Below are 16,508 nucleotides of genomic sequence, written 5' to 3' on the forward strand. Positions count from 1 at the left end.
CTAAATGTTTCCAAAAATTGTATTATTTAAATTTTTTCTATAAACATCTATTTGCCTTAAATTATGAAAAAACTGGTAAGCTTGGTTTTGTTACATCTCATTCTGAGTCAAAGCTACGTCTTTGCGCAGAGCAGCAGATTAACGGGAAAGGTGACCGATCAGGACAATGTTGCCCTGCCCGGTGTGAGCATTTTGTTAAGCGGAAGCACAACGGGGACAGTTACAGATGCTGACGGCAATTTTACGATTAACGCGCCCGGAAACGGAAGTCTTGTTTTTTCTTTTATCGGTTATCAAAGCCAGACAGTCGCTATCAATAACCGGACAACCATTGATTTAAAGCTTGTTCAGGAGTCCACCAGTTTGGGAGAGCTGGTCGTAGTGGGTTACGGAACGCAAAAGAAAACAGACGTTACGGGCGCCTTATCGGTGGTTTCAACAAGAGAATTTTCCCAGCAACCCATCACGCGCCTTGATCAGGTTTTGCAAGGCCGGGCGGCGGGTGTACAGGTTACACAGTCCAATGGCGCGCCGGGTGGAGATGCCCGCGTAAGGGTGCGGGGAGCGAACTCGGTTTTGGGAAACAATGATCCTTTATATGTGATCGACGGGTTTGTAGGAGCGAATTATAACTTGCTCAATCCCGCTGATATTGAGTCACTTCAAATTCTGAAAGATGCCGCGTCGACATCGATCTATGGTAGCCGGGGTGCGAACGGGGTTGTGATTATCACCACCAAAAAAGGCACAAAAGGCCTGAAAGTAAATTACGAAGGACAAGGAAGTGTTTCGAATGTGATTAAAACATTTGACATTCTGCCAGCCGGAGAATTTGCCGAAATTGTAAATGCAAGAGCCATTGCAACCGGATCTAACACACCGTTTACCGATGCCCAGATTGCAAATTTTAAGCAAAACGGCGGCACTGACTGGCAAGATCTGGTTTACAGAAAAGGCGGCGGGACCCAGCAGCAGATCACAGTTTCAGGCGGTAATGAGAAAACGTCATTTTTGGTCTCAGGAAATTATGTGAAGCAACGCGGAATAGTCGAAAACAGTGGTTTCAAGCGCTATGTTTTGCGAACAAACCTGAATACGCAGATCAATAAGAAGCTTTCGATGCGGCTGAATTTGTCAGGCGCAAAATCTATGAACCATAACACAGACGGCGGCGGCGCATTGATCGAAGCATTGCAATGGGCGCCTACAACGCCAGCTTATGGCGAAGACGGCCAGCCCACATTTGCCGATCCGATCGGTTCTGTTTCAAGAAGTCCGCTGGATCAGCTTTATGACAAATCTAATGACATCGACCGCATGAACATCAATGCGATCGGAGGACTGAACTGGCAGTTGCCTGTCAAAGGACTGAGCCTGGATTTGCAATATGCGATCAACTACCTGAATGCGCAGAACAAGAACTTTACAGGGAAAAGACTTTCTAACAATAACCCGAGTGCATCACGCTATTCTTCTGAGCAGGTAACCTTGCAGAACACCAATGCACTGAATTACAACACGACCATTGGCAACCATTCCATCAATGCAGTGGCAGTTCTGGAAACACAGCAATTTACCGACAGGAACTTCACGGCAACCGCCACGGGCTTACGCTTTCCGCAGCTGGGTTACGACAACATTGGTGGCAATTCAGCAGCAACAGTCGTTTCGGGTTATTCAAAATGGACATTGCTATCATTTTTAGGACGTGTAAATTATGCTTTCAGGGATAAATATCTGGTAACGGCAGCCATCAGAAGAGACGGTTCTTCCAAATTTAGTAAGGACAACAGAAACAGCGTTTTCCCGTCCGTAGCATTGGGGTGGAGACTTTCCGAGGAGGAATTTATTAAGAACATCAACGTTTTCAGCAACCTGAAATTACGTGCCAGCTGGGGGATGACAGGCAGCCAGGCAATCAACCCTTATGCTACATTATCGCCATATAACACCACGCAAATGGCCTTTAACAATACCGCAGTAACGGCTGGCGTGATCCAGGGAAACCAGGGAAATAAAAACCTGAAATGGGAAACGACCAGGCAAACCGACGTGGGTATCGAAATGGAATTCCTGAATGGCCGCCTGCATGTAGAAGCGGATTACTTCCATAAGAATACAACTGATCTGCTGCTTAATGTGGCTTTGCCCAACTATGCAGGCGGCGGAACACAGGTTAGAAATGTCGGTGAAATTGAAAACAAAGGTTTCGAGTTTGCTATTGGCGGCACGCCCGTCGAAAGCGGAAAATTTTCCTGGGAAACCAATCTGAATTTCTCAACATTGAAAAACCAGGTGCTTAGTCTGGGTGGCTTGCCGCGTTTGGGCACGGGAACGGGCGCTGGCGGCGGGATGTCGATTACCAATGAATTTATGCTAAAACCAGGCGAACCGCTTGGCTCTTACTGGGGACTGAATTATCTGGGAACATTTAAGCAAGCCGACGCCGACGCAGCCGCAAAACAAGGCCGTGTGCCGGGCGATCCGCGTTATGAAGATGTCAATGGTGATAATGCAATCACAACAGATGATTTTCAAATTGTAGGACGTGCTTTCCCAAAACTCACCGGAGGTTGGAATAACACATTCACATATAGTGGATTGACATTGAATGTATTCTTTCAGGGCGCATTTGGATTGGATAAGTTGAATTACACCAGAGCAGGCGCTATGTCCGGCTCAGGAGAAGCACGCCAGTTTTTGCTGACCGAGATCAGGGATTACTATCGTCCTGGAAATGAGAATTCTGATATTCCTGCCTTTACCAAAACATATCAGCCATTCACACAATCCAGCCGCTTCGTTGAAAACGGCAGTTATGTGCGGTTGAAAAACGTAAGTCTTTCGTACAATGTGCCGACGTCGATCTTCAAAGACAAAGCCACAATCCGCGTTTTTGCGAGCGCAACCAATGTTCTGACCTTCACAAAATACACTGGCCCGGACCCGGAATCCAGCAATGTGGGTTCCAACACGGATACAGCAATGGGCATCGACCGCGGTTCCTATCCGAATGCAAAAGTGTACACAATCGGGCTTAATCTTGGATTCTAATTCAGACAACACAATGAAAAAATATAACATACTCATATTAGCGGCAATGCTCTTGACAGGCGCGGGCTGCAAAGATTATCTGGAAGAAGACACAACGGGTTTGCTATACGGCGAAAACGTGCTTTCCACACAAGACGGGCTCGAATCGGCGCTGACAGGCGCTTACAAAGGGCTCGGATCACAGTGGTCTTATGGATTCATTCACCCGGGGGCACAAGCTGCAATGTTAGGCGGCGACGATGTGACCACGCATCCGGCCAGTAACAAGGCCGACTGGCGCGAGTTTGATCAGTTCAATCCTTCTACAACCAACCAGCGCTCCAATGCCGTTTATACAGGTTGCTATAAGGCTATTCAGGGAGCAAATAATGTGATCAATAATTGGGAAAAAACCGTTGGAACGAAGGCTACAATCGACATTATCGTTGGTGAAGCGCATTTTATCCGTGCATTCGCTTACTATTGGCTGGTTCGGTTTTACGGAAACATTCCGCTTATTACAGCCGGGGAATATTCCGATGAACTGCTGACTGTTGGCAAATCAACTCCCCAGCAGGTTTATGACCTCATTATCGCCGATTTGACGGTGGCAGAGAACAATTTGCCCAACACAAAACGCGATCCGGGAAGAGCAAATAAAGGTGCTGCGAAAGCATTTCTGGCCGACGTTTTTTTGACGATGGCGGGCTGGCCGTTGAAACAAACAGACAAATATGCGCTGGCCGCAGCAAAAGCAAAAGAAGTAATCGATAACCGTGCACAATATGGTTTCGAACTCCTGCCAACATTCGCCGCCGTTTTTGAAAATGATCCCGCCTCATCCGGAACAAGAGAAGCCGTTTTCCAGATCAGCGGATTTGCAGCCGGAAGCGGCACCGCCAATGCAACTTACGGAAACACGACTATGCCCGGTGAAGAAGGCGGCTGGGACGATATGTTTGCCGAACTCAATTTCTTCCGCGACTTTCCCGCCGGCCCCAGAAAAGACGCTACATTCCGCACGGAATTCGGATTGGGCGCCACAAAAATTCCATGGCAAAACAGCCTTACCAAGCATCCCTATTATCAAAAGTGGTATATCAAGGGCAACATCGTAACTTCCAGCATTTCGCTGCCGTCTGTCATGATGCGTTACCCGCACGTGCTGACAATTTACGCCGAGGCGAAAGCACGCGGAGCCGGCGGGCCGGACCAGGCTGCTTATGATGCCCTGAACCAGGTTCGCCTGCGTGGCCTTCCTGCGGGAACAAAACCCTTGACGATGGGAAGCCTCACAGCCGCGCAGTTTGCGGATGCCGTCGTGCAGGAACGTGCCTGGGAATTTGCCTGCGAAAGAACCCGCTGGTTTGACCTCGTAAGATTGGAAAAAGTTGAGGAAGCCAATGCTAAAAAGAGTCCGGACGATTTGCAGCCGATCAAGCCGATCACGAAAGCCAATTACTGGCTGCCGCTGCCTTACACGGACACATCCATTAATCCGAATTTGAATTAAACAAAGCGCCTGACAGCGCCCAATTTTTGAAAAAATGACCCGAAACGCTGTGAAATATCTGAGTGTTCTTTTGGTAATCGGTCTTTTTTGCGGGATGAAGCTTTCCAGGTCTACAAAGCCTGGAAAGTCTTCGGGTCCTGGCGAAGACTGGCCTGCTTATGGCGGAAACAGTGGTGGAAGCCGCTATTCTGCGCTGACTCAGATCAACAAAGACAATGTTAAAAACCTGCAACCAGCCTGGTCGTACGACACGGGTGAAAATAAGGATCAGCAGCAGCGCGGCGGGGATATGCAATGCCAGCCCATTGTCATCAATGGCATTATGTACGGCACCACGCCGCGTTTGAAGGTGTTCGCCATCGAGGCAGCAACAGGCAAAGAGCTCTGGAAATTCGACCCTTATGCAGACCCGAATGTGCGGCCGAGATTTCATCCTGTGCGCGGTGTTGTTTACTGGCAGGATGGCAATGATAAACGGATTTTGTATACAGCAGGCTCAACATTATACGCCATTAATGCGGATAACGGGCAGTTGGTCAAAGAGTTTGGTAAAAACGGCGAAGTTGATTTTCATGAAGGACTTGGTGACAAAGAAACCTACGGTTATGACATTAATAATTTCAACATTCGCTCCACTACGCCCGGCGTTATTTACAAAAATTTACTAATAACCGGTTCATCTGTATCCGAAGGCGGCGACGCTTTACCCGGCCACATTCGTGCATTTGATGTGCGCACGGGCAAGCTGGCCTGGGTATTCAGGACAATTCCGCTTCCAGGGGAATACGGTTATGAAACCTGGTCAAAGGATTCATACAAAAAGCTGGGCGGGGCCAATTGCTGGGCCGGTATGGTCATTGACAAAAAGCGCGGCACGGTGTTTCTGGGGACCGGCTCGCCGTCAGTGGATTTTTATGGAGGCGCAAGAAAAGGGACTAATCTGTTTGCCAATTGTGTCATCGCGCTGGATGCAGCAACCGGAAAACGCAGGTGGCATTTCCAAACTGTTCACCACGATCTGTGGGACCGCGACATTCCCTGCCCGCCGAATCTGATCACAGTTAAAAGCAAAGGCAAAACCATAGAAGCAGTAGCCCAGGCAACCAAGGACGGGCTTATTTTCCTTTTCGACCGTGACACGGGTAAACCGCTATTTGATGTAAAAGAAATGCCTGCGCCAACTTCCAACGCATTACCCGGCGAAGAACCCTGGCCCACACAGCCTGTTCCCGTAAAACCAGCTCCATTCGCAAACCAGACCTTAACTGAAGCAGACATCACGAACCGCACGCCCGAAGCACATGCCTACGTGCTCGACCGGTTTACAAACAGCATTATAGGACCCAAAAACCTGCCGCCAACATTGGAAGGAAGCTTGCTATACGGCATCGGAGGCGGAGCAGAGTGGGGCGGTGCAGCCGCTGATCCAAACGGAATTATGTATGTAAACGCCAACAATATGCTCTGGTGGCTCAAAATGCGCGACGCCAGGGAAAAATCGGATGGAAAGGCATTGTCAAAAGGCAATGTTTTGTTTAATACAAACTGTGCAGCCTGCCATGCAACCGACGGTAAAAATGCGCCCGCAACAGCAGGAACGCAAGCCTATCCATCATTAAAAGACATTGGAAAAAGAATTAGCCGCGCGCAGATCAGCGCGTTGCTGGAAACCGGCCGCGGCAGGATGCCATCTTTCCAGCACATTGCCAAAGCCGACCGCGAAGAGCTTGTCAATTTCCTTTTAAATATGGAAACAAAATCCGCAGCCAACGACATTCATGCCGTTTCCGACATAAAAAAAACCATTGCCGATTTCCCGCATTCACCTCCTTATGTGAATAATGGCAATGTCCAGTTCCGCGATCAGGACAATTACCCTGCCATCAAACCACCCTGGGGAACATTAAACGCTGTTGACCTTAATACCGGCGAATATCTCTGGAAAGTCACATTAGGAGAATATCCTGAATTAACCAAGCAAGGAATCCCACCCACAGGCACAGAAAACCACGGAGGACCCATCGTCACGGCAGGCGGTTTGCTTTTCATCGCAGCAACTTATGATGAGAAATTAAGGGCATTTGACACCAAAACAGGAAAAGTCGTTTGGGAATACAAGCTGCCCGCCGGAGGCTTTGCAACCCCGATCACTTATATGGTCGATGGCAAGCAATACATTGCCATCGCAGCAGGCGGAGCGCGTTACGGGTTGAAAGCGGGCGGGACGTATGTTGCGTTCGCATTGCCGTGAGGCATTCGACCGCTCAGGCTGACAAAAAGGCAAAAACACTTTAATAGCAAAGAACTACTGAGTCAAAACCTAGCAAAAATGAACAAATACCTTCTCTGCTGCGATTGGGGAACAACTTCATTCCGGTTACAATTAATCAACCGGGGAGATCAAAGATTAATTGCCGAGCAAATCTCCCAAAACGGAATTGGCCAAACTTACGACATTTGGAAACAACGCGAACAAAGCGGAATCGAACGCATAACATTCTTTAAAGAACAGCTAAAAAATCAAATAGACGCACTATCCATCAAAGCCGGTTTCAGTTTGGACAACATTACAATCCTGATGTCAGGCATGGCCTCTTCCTCAATTGGTATGCAGGAAATTCCTTATGCGCAGCTTCCTTTCGCGCTGGATGGGAGTGATGTTTTGATTAAATATCATGAAGCGGATGAGACATTGCCCAATGACATTATGCTGTTTTCCGGCGTGCGCAGCAGCCGGGACGTGATGCGGGGAGAGGAAACGCAGCTTATTGGTCTGGCGGAAATGATTGATCTTTCGATGGATATCGACGCGATATTCATTCTTCCCGGTACGCACTCCAAACATTTGTATATCGAAAAAGGTGTGCTCGTTGATTTCAAAACTTATATGACGGGAGAGGTCTTTAATGTGATGGCTAATTACAGCATATTAAAGGATTCAGTTACAGCAGGTTTAGGAACGCAAATTACAGCTTCCGAGTGGAAGGCTTTTGAAGATGGGATCAGGGAATCGGAATATTCAGAGATTTTAAATGCATTATTTACAGTAAGGACGAGGCAGCTTTTTGATTTATTAGATAAAAAACAAAATGCAATGTATTTGAGCGGGATATTGATAGGCTCTGAACTGCGGCAATTGAACCGTGAAACAAACTGGCAACTTATACTTTGCTGTGGTCAAAATCTTCATGCACTTTATCAAAAAGCCATTGAAACGCTGCAACTTAGCAAAAGCACCATCATTGTGCCGTCCGAAACGGTTGACAATGCTGCCTCTGCCGGACAGATCAGAATATTCGAATTTCAGAATTTACTATTGAACAAAATAAACTTATGAGTGAGCGTACATTTTCCTGGGAATTATTTAACAAAGCACCTTTGGTGGGCATTATCCGTAATATTTCACCAGACGATGTGAAAAAGATCCTGCCGATTTACAGGGAGGCCGGATTAACAACCATTGAAATAACGATGAACACGCCTGGTGCCGCCGAAATGATCCGGTTAGCCCTGGAATCGGAGGGCGAAGGGCTTAACATTGGTGCAGGGACAGTGTGCACAAAAGATGATCTGGAAATAGCGCTCGAAGCGGGTGCTCAGTTCATTGTGACACCTATTATCAATAAAAAAGTGATCAAATCCTGTGTCAAAAAGAAGGTTCCCATTTTTCCGGGCGCATTCACGCCGACAGAAATTTACAACGCCTGGACGCTGGGTGCAACAATGGTGAAAATTTATCCCGCAACTTCTCTCGGCCCGGAGTATATCAAAGATTTAAAAGCTCCTATGAACCAGCTCAAATTGCTTCCGACCGGCGGCGTTGGCCTGGAAAACATGGCCACCTTCCTGAAAGCCGGGGCCAATGGCCTCGGAGTAGGAGGGCAGTTGTTTGACAAAAAGCTGATTCAAGAACAGAATTGGGAAGGCCTGAAAGCACATTTCCGTCAATTTCACAGCAAACTAGCTTTGTAATGCCAAATAAAACCAAGAATTACCGCTGGCTCATTGTCGTGCTGCTTTTCACAGCCACAACCATCAATTACCTCGACAGGCAGATCATTGGTTTGCTCAAACCGATTCTTGAAAAGGAATTTGTGTGGACGGAAACAGATTTTGCACGTATTGTCATGGCCTTCACGGCTGCATATGCGCTGGGTTTGTTGCTGTTTGGCTGGCTGATTGATAAAATCGGGACGAAATTGGGTTACTCGATCACCATTGTTTTTTGGAGCATTGCAGGCATGTTGCACGCGGTGGCCAGGAGCGCATTTGGTTTTGGCGTCGCGCGTGTGGGACTTGGTTTGGGCGAGGCGGGGAATTATCCGGCGGCGGTGAAAACGGTTGCAGAATGGTTTCCAAAAAAGGAACGTGCATTGGCAACAGGACTTTTCAATGCCGGAACCAGTGTGGGCGTGGTGGTTGCACTGTTGCTTGTGCCATGGATATTAAGTCATTATGGCTGGCAGGAAGTGTTTTGGATCACTGGCGCATTGGGTTTTGTATGGTTGGTTTTCTGGTTGATTTATTATGACATTCCTGCACAGCAAAAACGCCTCAGCGCCGAAGAATTGCATTACATCGTCAGCGGCCAGGACCAGGACGAACACGACGCCGAGAAGCAGCCTGTGCAGTGGATTAAGCTTTTTACATTCCCGCAAACTTGGGCTTATATAACCGGAAAAGGCCTTATAGATCCCATTTACTGGTTTTTCCTCTTTTGGTTGCCGTCTTACTTTGCCTCTACATTCAACCTGGATCTCAAAAAACCTAGCCTTGAATTAATGCTGATTTACACTGCAACCACAATCGGCAGCATTGGCGGCGGTTACTTATCTTCATGGTTAATCAAAAAAGGCTGGCCCACATTGAAAGCCAGAAAAACCGTGCTCCTTGCTTTCGCCGTACTCGAATTATCCGTAATCCTGATCCAATTCGCAGGTGACGTCTGGATCGCCGTGGGCCTCATCAGCTTCGCCGTAGCATTACACCAGGCCTGGGCAACGAACGTTTTCACTCTGCCGTCCGACCTTTTTCCAAAACAAGCCGTAAGCTCAGTAGTAGGCATCGGCGGTATGGCCGGGGCTGTCGGAGGGATTTTGTTTCCGATATTGATTGGAAGTCTGCTGGATAGTTACAAAGCCGCAGGAAATCTGGAAGAGGGCTATAATATCATCTTCACCATCTGCGGATGCACTTATCTCATCGCCTGGCTGATAATACATTTGCTGACAAAGACGGCAAAAATTGTGGAGCTGGATGAATTGCGGTGATACTGTCGAAAGTAGGCTTTAATGAATCTCAATAAGGTTTTGCAAATTGCCTTGCTGGATTCTTTCGAAGATCTTAGGGACTAATAGTTTCAAAGTATCTCTTCTGTTATTGAATGCGCAAAGCACAAATATAGTGACGGGGAAACGTTCGATATTTTGCTGATAAGTGAGATTTCTGTCAACAGTTACAAAAATTTCGAACTTGTCTTCATTCATTAAACGGAGCAATTCGCCATTTTTCTTACCAAGCCATCCTTTGTCTCGGACAGTCCAAACTTCATGCTCCTCTCCAAAGTCCTGGCGAAGCTTACGGGGCAAACTTTCGTCAAGCAAAATTTTCATGCAAGACTTTTTCTGTGGTCAATGTTTTTTTTGCCATTTCCAAAACGGTCAATGCAGCTTCTTTTGTAACGGATGGGAAGTCATCGAGGAATTCTGAAAGCGGTTCTCCGCCTTCTATGTAATCAAAAAGGGTTTTAATTGGAACACGCGTTCCAGCAAAGACTGGCGCTCCGCTCATTATTTCCGGGTCGATGCTTACTTGTCCGAATCGCATGGTTCTACATGAATAGTTTATTCGAATATACAAAAATTTGATGAATGTGATGAGCAGCATTGGCTTCCTGGGCTCCCTGCGTTTATATTTGGGTAATTGATCAAATTGCATTAAAAACAATGATCCAACTTCTAAGAACAAATTCCGAACATTCTGATTTCATTGCACTTGTGAGAGCGCTGGATGCTTATTTAGCTGTAACGGATGGCGATGAGCACGCTTTTTACAACCAATATAACAAAATAGACATGATCAAACATGTCGTTTTGGCTTATGAAAATGACGTTGCAATTGGCTGCGGCGCGATTAAGGCATTTGGAGACGATGCAATGGAAGTGAAGCGGATGTTTGTTGCCGAAGCTGGCCGAAACAAGGGCGTTGCATCCACATTATTAAAGGAACTGGAAATCTGGGCCGCGGAACTCGGTTTCCAGCGCTGCGTGCTGGAAACCGGCAAACGCCAGGCGGAAGCCATAGCGCTTTACAAAAAGAATGGTTACCAAATCATTGAAAATTATGGCCAGTATATCGGCGTGGCGAATAGCGTTTGCTTTGAGAAAGTGATAGGCTGATTCGTAAAGTTCATAGCTATTTCTTACGGATTGCCGTGACATTTACCATATCAACTGTTGCAAACATGGTGGCAGGGAACACGACGTCATTTACGGGGCAGGCTCGCATGAGGTTTACTGAAACAATGTAATCCCGGGTGTATTGATCCGGACTTTTCGCCAATGTAGTATCCTGTTCACAAGCCCAGCCGTAGAGTAGCGAGTCGCCTTGCATGTTGTTCTTGATAATAAAATAACCATCTCCAAGATAACTAGCCTCAGCATTTTCAACAGTCTTAAACACCGGCCCATTGCAGCCGCAAGCCATCGCGGATTCCTTTTTGTCTTTACAAGATAGTACAACTGTAGCAAGAAGTGCGGCGAGAGGGAATACGAGTCGTGATAAGTGGCGCATGGGTTTATGTCTACTGGTTACATATGAAGGATGTTGTTTGTGTGAGATTGGTTGGAATTGAAACTGTTAAATATACTTATATATCAATAATAATAACCCTATTCACCCATTCCCCTCAAACCACCTCACAATCTCCGGGTACAAGTCCGCCAGCACCTGGCCCTTTTTCCTGTTCTTGTATAACTTTACCAGAAACTGATTAAACTCGGCGAATTTTAGGAAACCGCGGGAGTTTACCATTTGGTTTTCGGTTGCGGTAATGAGGGTGGGCTGGTCTTTTTCTGGGGCGTAGTCGATGTAGCGAAGGGACACCAGGGCCCAGTTCATGTATTCGTTGAAGGATGAGTAGGCATCGTTGTAGTATTTGGCTGGTTTTTCGGGGTTGTTCCAGGTGCTAATGTTGCTGAGTGCTTTTGCGATTCTCTCGGCGTATTCGGGTTTTTCGGATTCCGGGTTGATAAATGCGTGGTTGAGTTCGGTAAAGACAATTGTACCGTCGCGCGCGAGCGAGCCTTCTTTTGAAACGGATGATGTGCTGCTTTTGCGCGGGAATGGGAAGTTTACGTGTGCTTGTGCTTCTTTGAAACCATCGTAATCGAACCAGGTGGCTGATTGATTGTTGCTTACCAGCGGAGAGAAAATGATTTTGAAAGAATCATATTTTGTGGAAGGAAAGTTTTTGACGAGCCATTTCTGCATTTCGGGAACGCCGATCGAATCGCGGTAACTGGTGATCAGCGCGTTGTAATATGGCTCATGAGCCTTGTAAAAGTCGGTAAACTTACTTTTCGTGGCCAATTCCTGCAATCCGGGAATGAAAGATTTTAGATGGTTCTCGTCTGAATATCCGATTCGCGTGTAAATGGCACTCGGCTTGATTGTTCCATTGTTCAAATCAAATGCATATGCATCCATTTTGTAACCATGCGAATTGTTCAAATCTGCAATCTCCTTGTTCAGCGCAGCGATGACCGGCTCGTTGCTATATTGCTCGAACCATTTCATCACATCGGCATAGTAAGGCGTTGATTTCATGATCAAACCGTTATCTTTTTTGCCTGTTTCGGTGAGGGCGAATGCTACATTAACCAACTCATACATAGCGGGGATTTCCACAAATGTCTTGCCGCTGTGCGATGTTTTATAATCGTTGGAAAACCGTGCTCTTGGAATGTCTAAAATTCCTTTCACAGCAGTAAGCGCACTGTCTTTCCCATTCATCAATATCACAAATTCATAATAGCTGCCCGGTTTTACGTCAAAGCGGATAGAATCCTGATCCGTAAGAAAAGTGACAGGCATCCCTTCTGCCGGAACCCTTGCGTCAAACACATCAGGGCGGATGGAAGGGTTAATGTTCCAGGCTGCTTTTCGCAACTCGTTTCCGATTTTGGTATCAGCGATTTTAGACGAGGCTTTGATAACAACAGGTTTTTGAGAAAAGGAATTGGAAAAAGAAAAAAGTAAGGAAAGGATAGCTAAGAGGTGAGTGTTTGCGTGTATGCCCATGCGTTGGATATATTTTTAGTTCAGGATACTAAAACAGTGGCATTGACCATTTCTATCCTTATTTTAGACCAAATATTATTTATCCGTTCTCCATGCAAAGAAGAGATTTTGTAAAACTCGGCAGCATGCTTGCCGCAGCTCCCGGCAGCGCTTTTGCCGAAAAACCGTTTACTCAGGGTGTAAACAATGCTCAATCGGTCGATTTTCTGAATGACGGCCTGGTGCTGTCTCCCAGGGAATATGCGGAGTTGCTGATAAAGCTGGCTGATGAGGGGAAAATTAAGCCCGATTGTTACTCCAATGGTGGTGTGGTGGAGGAGCTCGAAAATAAATTTGCCCAGTTGCTCGGGAAGGAATCTTCTGTGTTTATGCCAACAGGAACATTGGCCAATCATATGGCGATTCGCAAACTCTCAGGCAATAATCACCGCATAATTGTGCAGGAACAAAGCCATATTTATAACGATACTGGCGATGCTGCTCAAATTCTCAGTAATCTGAACCTGATCCCATTAGGACTAAATTCGGTTGGTTTTAGCGTTGCCGAAGTGGAGCAGGTTGTTGCGAAAACCAAAGCAGGCCGAGTGGAAGCCCACATTGGAGCATTGGCGATCGAAACGCCGGTGCGTCGTCAGCAGGACCGGATCGTACCCTTTGACCAGTTGAAAACAATGACTGATTTTGCCAGAGCCAACGGCATTAAAACACACCTGGACGGAGCGCGGCTTTTTGTACAGGCTGTTCATGAAAACATTGAGCCAAGCCAATACGGTGCGCTTTTTGACACCGTTTTCACTTCCATGTGGAAATGCTTTAATGCGAGTTCAGGTGCAATTTTGGCTGGTGACAAAGCATTTACTGAGAAATTATTTCACGAAAGACGTATGTTTGGCGGTGGTTTGCCGGCTTCGTGGCCGTTTGCAGCGGTTGCCTTGCATTATGCAGACGGTTTTTCCAATGAATACAAAAAGGCCTGGGCTAATGCTGAAAAGTTTTTCGCAGAAATTGAAAAGAATGATAAATGCAAGGTTGTCAAGTTGGAAAACGGCTCGCATAATGTTCAATTGGATATTTTGAAAACAAATTTGCCAAAGCTGAGAGAATCCCTGGGAAAAAGGAACATTCGGCTATCCAATCCTAATACAACAGGTTTTATACTCAAAGTTAACCCTTCGATTAACCGTACAACGCCTTCGAGTCTCGCCGGTTATTTTCTTGAGGCGATGAAGGAAGCAGCCGCATAAGTTCTGAATTTAAAAGTCACACTAAATTTAAAACGATATGGAAAGCATTTTTGAGCCAGCAGTAACAGAAAGAGTCATTGACAGGATCAATAATACGATGCTCTGCAAACATTTAAACCATCATTTAACGCAGTTTGGCGTTTAAGAGGACTGGATTAGTATAAAAAGTCCATGGTGTAAGCAGTGAAACCCTGGCTTTTGGACTCAACTTTGACCTTGCTCGGATAACCGTTTGCGCCATATTCATACTTGTATTCGATGGAATAAACGGGGCCGGTTGCATCTATAATGGTCTCTTTAACAATGTTATTCGGACTTAATGAATGGGTTGCCAGTTGCCCGTTCCGGTCAATTCCTAATTTGAAAAATGGATTCGGGTGATTGTCGTACTCATACTCAACCCGATTGGCCGCGGTTGGCTGGGATGCATAAACAACAGCGCTTGTGACAACATTATGCTGTTCATTTCTTGTATAAGTTATTGTAAAATCATTGCCAGCATTATTACGTTCCGTGAATTCTTGTCGTTTAATAAAGCCTTGTTTGTCAAGTATATATGTCCTGTAAAAATTTTCAAGAAAGATCAGATTTTCTTCTGTAACCGTCCGCAATGTGTCATTGGCTGGCGCATCGAACCTGATCGAATAGGATGGTTTGAAGACGTCGGAAACAAATTGTGATTCGGCAATCCACTGTGCGGCAACGACATCATAGGATTCCAGCTGCGCGCCGTTTCGTTTGAAACTTCCGGTTTGATAATGTCCGGGAACAGAAAACAATAAGTATTTCTTTTGCTCGCTGAGCAAATCACCTTCATAAATGTATTCTGCAAACAATTTGCCGTTGTACAGCAGCTTTTTGAGTTTGACATCAACAGCTGGCGCACCAAAAGGAGCCTGTTGTTTTGCCAAAACGGCCGGGTCCGGATAAGGAACGGGCTGATCCTTGTCATCGTTACAGGATGCCAGGATAAGCAGGAAAACCAGCGGCAGAAGTTTTTTCATATTAGCGATTTGATCGTGGTTCAGTTGAACGGCTTCTTTCGGAAGGTCGCGACGAAGCAGGTGTGGATGGCCTGTTCGCTGGCCTTTCAACGGCAGGGCGCGTGGATGGTTGGGTTGGCGCGGGTCTTTCACGACCTGTACCAGGTGTCACCGGCCGGGTGGCAGGGCGTTCACGGTTCGGACTTGGATTAACCGGACGTGTTGTTGCCGGCCGCTGCGCGTTCGGGCTTGGATTGCTGGGCCGCGTTGTTGCAGGCCGTTCACGACCTGGATTCGGTGTTGCCGGACGTGTTGTTGCGGGCCGCTCAATTGGCCTTGTTACCGGGCGGGTTACATCCGGGTTCGTACCGGGCCTTCCTGTGGACGGACGGCTGGTTCCCGGCCTGCTTACTACCGGCCGGCCCGTTCTGTCGAATGCTGGTAACCGATCTTTTGCGGATGGTGCTGTCGGATTTCTTTTTACAAAAACCGCAGAACCTTGTCTGGCTGACGATGGCTTCGAATATGTTTTTCTGTAATCGCCCCGGCTGGACCTACGCGTAACTGTCACGGAACGCGACCGGTAACCGCCGCCGTAATAATACGTTTGCCACACCGGGTTCCGATAGGAGTTCCAACGACGGAAATGCCCGTTGTAGTAATTGTGATAATGATAGTGATAGCCGTAATAGTAATGCCAGTAATGCGGCCTCCAAGGGCGCCAGTAAGACGGATAATATTGCCAGCGCCAGGGCGATCGCCAAACGATATAATTTGGGACATAAATATATTGGACCACCGGCCAGGAGGAAATTACGTAAGTAGTATTGTTCTGAACCGTTGGTCTCTCCCGGTCTGCCGAGTAACCCGGGTTTGGCGTCTCCCGGCCATCATTATCGGCAGAAAGCGAATTGGGCTCTATAATGTAATCTTTTCCGTATAAATCCTCGTCGCCCACCAGCTGGATCAAGACCTGTCCATTATCCTTTTTTTCTACAAAAAATACGGCAACATCCTGCTCGTCATTCTGGCCCAGAGCCACTTTTAGCGAAATGGTGTGCAGGTTACGGTCTACATTGTCAAAGACCCGGATGTAATCAATTCTATTGTCGCCGTCGAGATCAAGATTATTGATTTGTGTTTCTTCGTCATTTAGTTTTCGTTCAAAACCTTCCAGCGTTTCCGACTCCTGGAAAAGCTTCATAACCGCATACAAGTTCAGGTTATCACCCGGCAAGTCCAGCTTTTCCTCTTCCGCCTGCGCTTTTACCGTTGTGTTGCTGAACAGCAGTAAGGCAATGAGTATGAGCCAAATGTTATTTTTCATAAGCAAAATATTTAAAGCAATGTATATAAATACTTCGTCAAAAAAAATCCTCGCCTGTTTGAGCAGAGCGAGGATCGAAACCATTTGCGAAACATATTGACCGGCGG

The 16,508-nt window shown here is 46.7% G+C and carries 14 protein-coding genes; 8 read left to right on the forward strand and 6 right to left on the reverse strand.

Annotated elements, in window-relative coordinates; all coding sequences use genetic code 11:
* The first annotated feature begins 63 nt into the window (after nucleotides 1-63).
* The 6 genes from B5X68_RS08210 to B5X68_RS08235 all read left to right on the forward strand — a co-directional run bounded on the left by B5X68_RS08210 (nucleotide 64) and on the right by B5X68_RS08235 (nucleotide 9,816).
* Nucleotides 64-3,054: a SusC/RagA family TonB-linked outer membrane protein gene (locus B5X68_RS08210; protein WP_082214221.1), complete on the forward strand. Its 2,991-nt coding sequence runs from the start codon at nucleotides 64-66 to the stop codon at nucleotides 3,052-3,054.
* A 13-nt stretch (nucleotides 3,055-3,067) separates the two neighbouring features.
* Nucleotides 3,068-4,546, forward strand: a complete 1,479-nt coding sequence (locus tag B5X68_RS08215; RefSeq protein ID WP_082214222.1) for a RagB/SusD family nutrient uptake outer membrane protein — start codon at nucleotides 3,068-3,070, stop codon at nucleotides 4,544-4,546.
* Nucleotides 4,547-4,580: 34 nt separating this feature from the next.
* Nucleotides 4,581-6,797: a pyrroloquinoline quinone-dependent dehydrogenase gene (locus tag B5X68_RS08220; RefSeq protein ID WP_082214223.1), complete on the forward strand. Its 2,217-nt coding sequence runs from the start codon at nucleotides 4,581-4,583 to the stop codon at nucleotides 6,795-6,797.
* Nucleotides 6,798-6,875: 78 nt separating this feature from the next.
* Nucleotides 6,876-7,883 carry a 2-dehydro-3-deoxygalactonokinase gene (locus tag B5X68_RS08225; protein ID WP_082214224.1) on the forward strand — a complete coding sequence of 336 codons (1,008 nt, stop codon included), beginning with the start codon at nucleotides 6,876-6,878 and terminating at the stop codon, nucleotides 7,881-7,883.
* Nucleotides 7,880-8,518: a bifunctional 4-hydroxy-2-oxoglutarate aldolase/2-dehydro-3-deoxy-phosphogluconate aldolase gene (locus B5X68_RS08230; protein WP_082214225.1), complete on the forward strand. Its 639-nt coding sequence runs from the start codon at nucleotides 7,880-7,882 to the stop codon at nucleotides 8,516-8,518. Before B5X68_RS08225 ends, B5X68_RS08230 begins: the two co-directional genes overlap by 4 nt.
* The gene (locus B5X68_RS08235; RefSeq protein WP_082214226.1) at nucleotides 8,518-9,816 is read left to right on the forward strand and encodes an MFS transporter; all 1,299 of its coding nucleotides are present in this window, start codon (nucleotides 8,518-8,520) and stop codon (nucleotides 9,814-9,816) included. The genes B5X68_RS08230 and B5X68_RS08235 overlap by 1 nt, the downstream gene beginning before the upstream one ends.
* A gap of 18 nt (nucleotides 9,817-9,834) precedes the next feature.
* Here the strand turns inward: B5X68_RS08235 and B5X68_RS08240 are convergent, their stop codons facing one another.
* Nucleotides 9,835-10,158: a DUF5615 family PIN-like protein gene (locus tag B5X68_RS08240; protein ID WP_082214227.1), complete on the reverse strand. Its 324-nt coding sequence runs from the start codon at nucleotides 10,156-10,158 to the stop codon at nucleotides 9,835-9,837.
* Nucleotides 10,142-10,372, reverse strand: coding sequence for a DUF433 domain-containing protein (locus B5X68_RS08245; protein WP_082215268.1), 231 nt, complete (start codon nucleotides 10,370-10,372; stop codon nucleotides 10,142-10,144). Before B5X68_RS08245 ends, B5X68_RS08240 begins: the two co-directional genes overlap by 17 nt.
* 119 nt (nucleotides 10,373-10,491) lie before the next feature.
* On the opposite strand from B5X68_RS08245, the gene B5X68_RS08250 reads away from it, so the two are divergent.
* Nucleotides 10,492-10,944, forward strand: a complete 453-nt coding sequence (locus tag B5X68_RS08250) for a GNAT family N-acetyltransferase (RefSeq protein ID WP_082215269.1) — start codon at nucleotides 10,492-10,494, stop codon at nucleotides 10,942-10,944.
* Between the two features lie 16 nt (nucleotides 10,945-10,960).
* Here B5X68_RS08250 and B5X68_RS08255 read toward each other — a convergent pair whose 3' ends face one another.
* Both B5X68_RS08255 and B5X68_RS08260 read right to left on the reverse strand, forming a co-directional pair.
* Nucleotides 10,961-11,338: a hypothetical protein gene (locus tag B5X68_RS08255; RefSeq protein WP_082214228.1), complete on the reverse strand. Its 378-nt coding sequence runs from the start codon at nucleotides 11,336-11,338 to the stop codon at nucleotides 10,961-10,963.
* 102 nt (nucleotides 11,339-11,440) lie between these two features.
* Nucleotides 11,441-12,847 (reverse strand): DUF4932 domain-containing protein, encoded by a 1,407-nt coding sequence (locus B5X68_RS08260; RefSeq protein WP_082214229.1) that lies wholly within the window; start codon nucleotides 12,845-12,847, stop codon nucleotides 11,441-11,443.
* A 92-nt stretch (nucleotides 12,848-12,939) separates the two neighbouring features.
* Between B5X68_RS08260 and B5X68_RS08265 the strand changes: the two genes are divergently transcribed.
* The gene (locus B5X68_RS08265) at nucleotides 12,940-14,091 is read left to right on the forward strand and encodes a threonine aldolase family protein (protein ID WP_082214230.1); all 1,152 of its coding nucleotides are present in this window, start codon (nucleotides 12,940-12,942) and stop codon (nucleotides 14,089-14,091) included.
* A 155-nt stretch (nucleotides 14,092-14,246) separates the two neighbouring features.
* Here the strand turns inward: B5X68_RS08265 and B5X68_RS08270 are convergent, their stop codons facing one another.
* Both B5X68_RS08270 and B5X68_RS08275 read right to left on the reverse strand, forming a co-directional pair.
* Complete coding sequence (locus tag B5X68_RS08270) at nucleotides 14,247-15,095, reverse strand: hypothetical protein (protein ID WP_082214231.1); 849 nt, start codon at nucleotides 15,093-15,095, stop codon at nucleotides 14,247-14,249.
* Between the two features lies 1 nt (nucleotide 15,096).
* The gene (locus B5X68_RS08275) at nucleotides 15,097-16,401 is read right to left on the reverse strand and encodes a hypothetical protein (protein ID WP_082215270.1); all 1,305 of its coding nucleotides are present in this window, start codon (nucleotides 16,399-16,401) and stop codon (nucleotides 15,097-15,099) included.
* Nucleotides 16,402-16,508 lie beyond the last annotated feature (107 nt).

This window comes from Dyadobacter psychrophilus, assembly GCF_900167945.1.
GTDB classification, from domain to species: Bacteria; Bacteroidota; Bacteroidia; order Cytophagales; family Spirosomataceae; genus Dyadobacter; species Dyadobacter psychrophilus.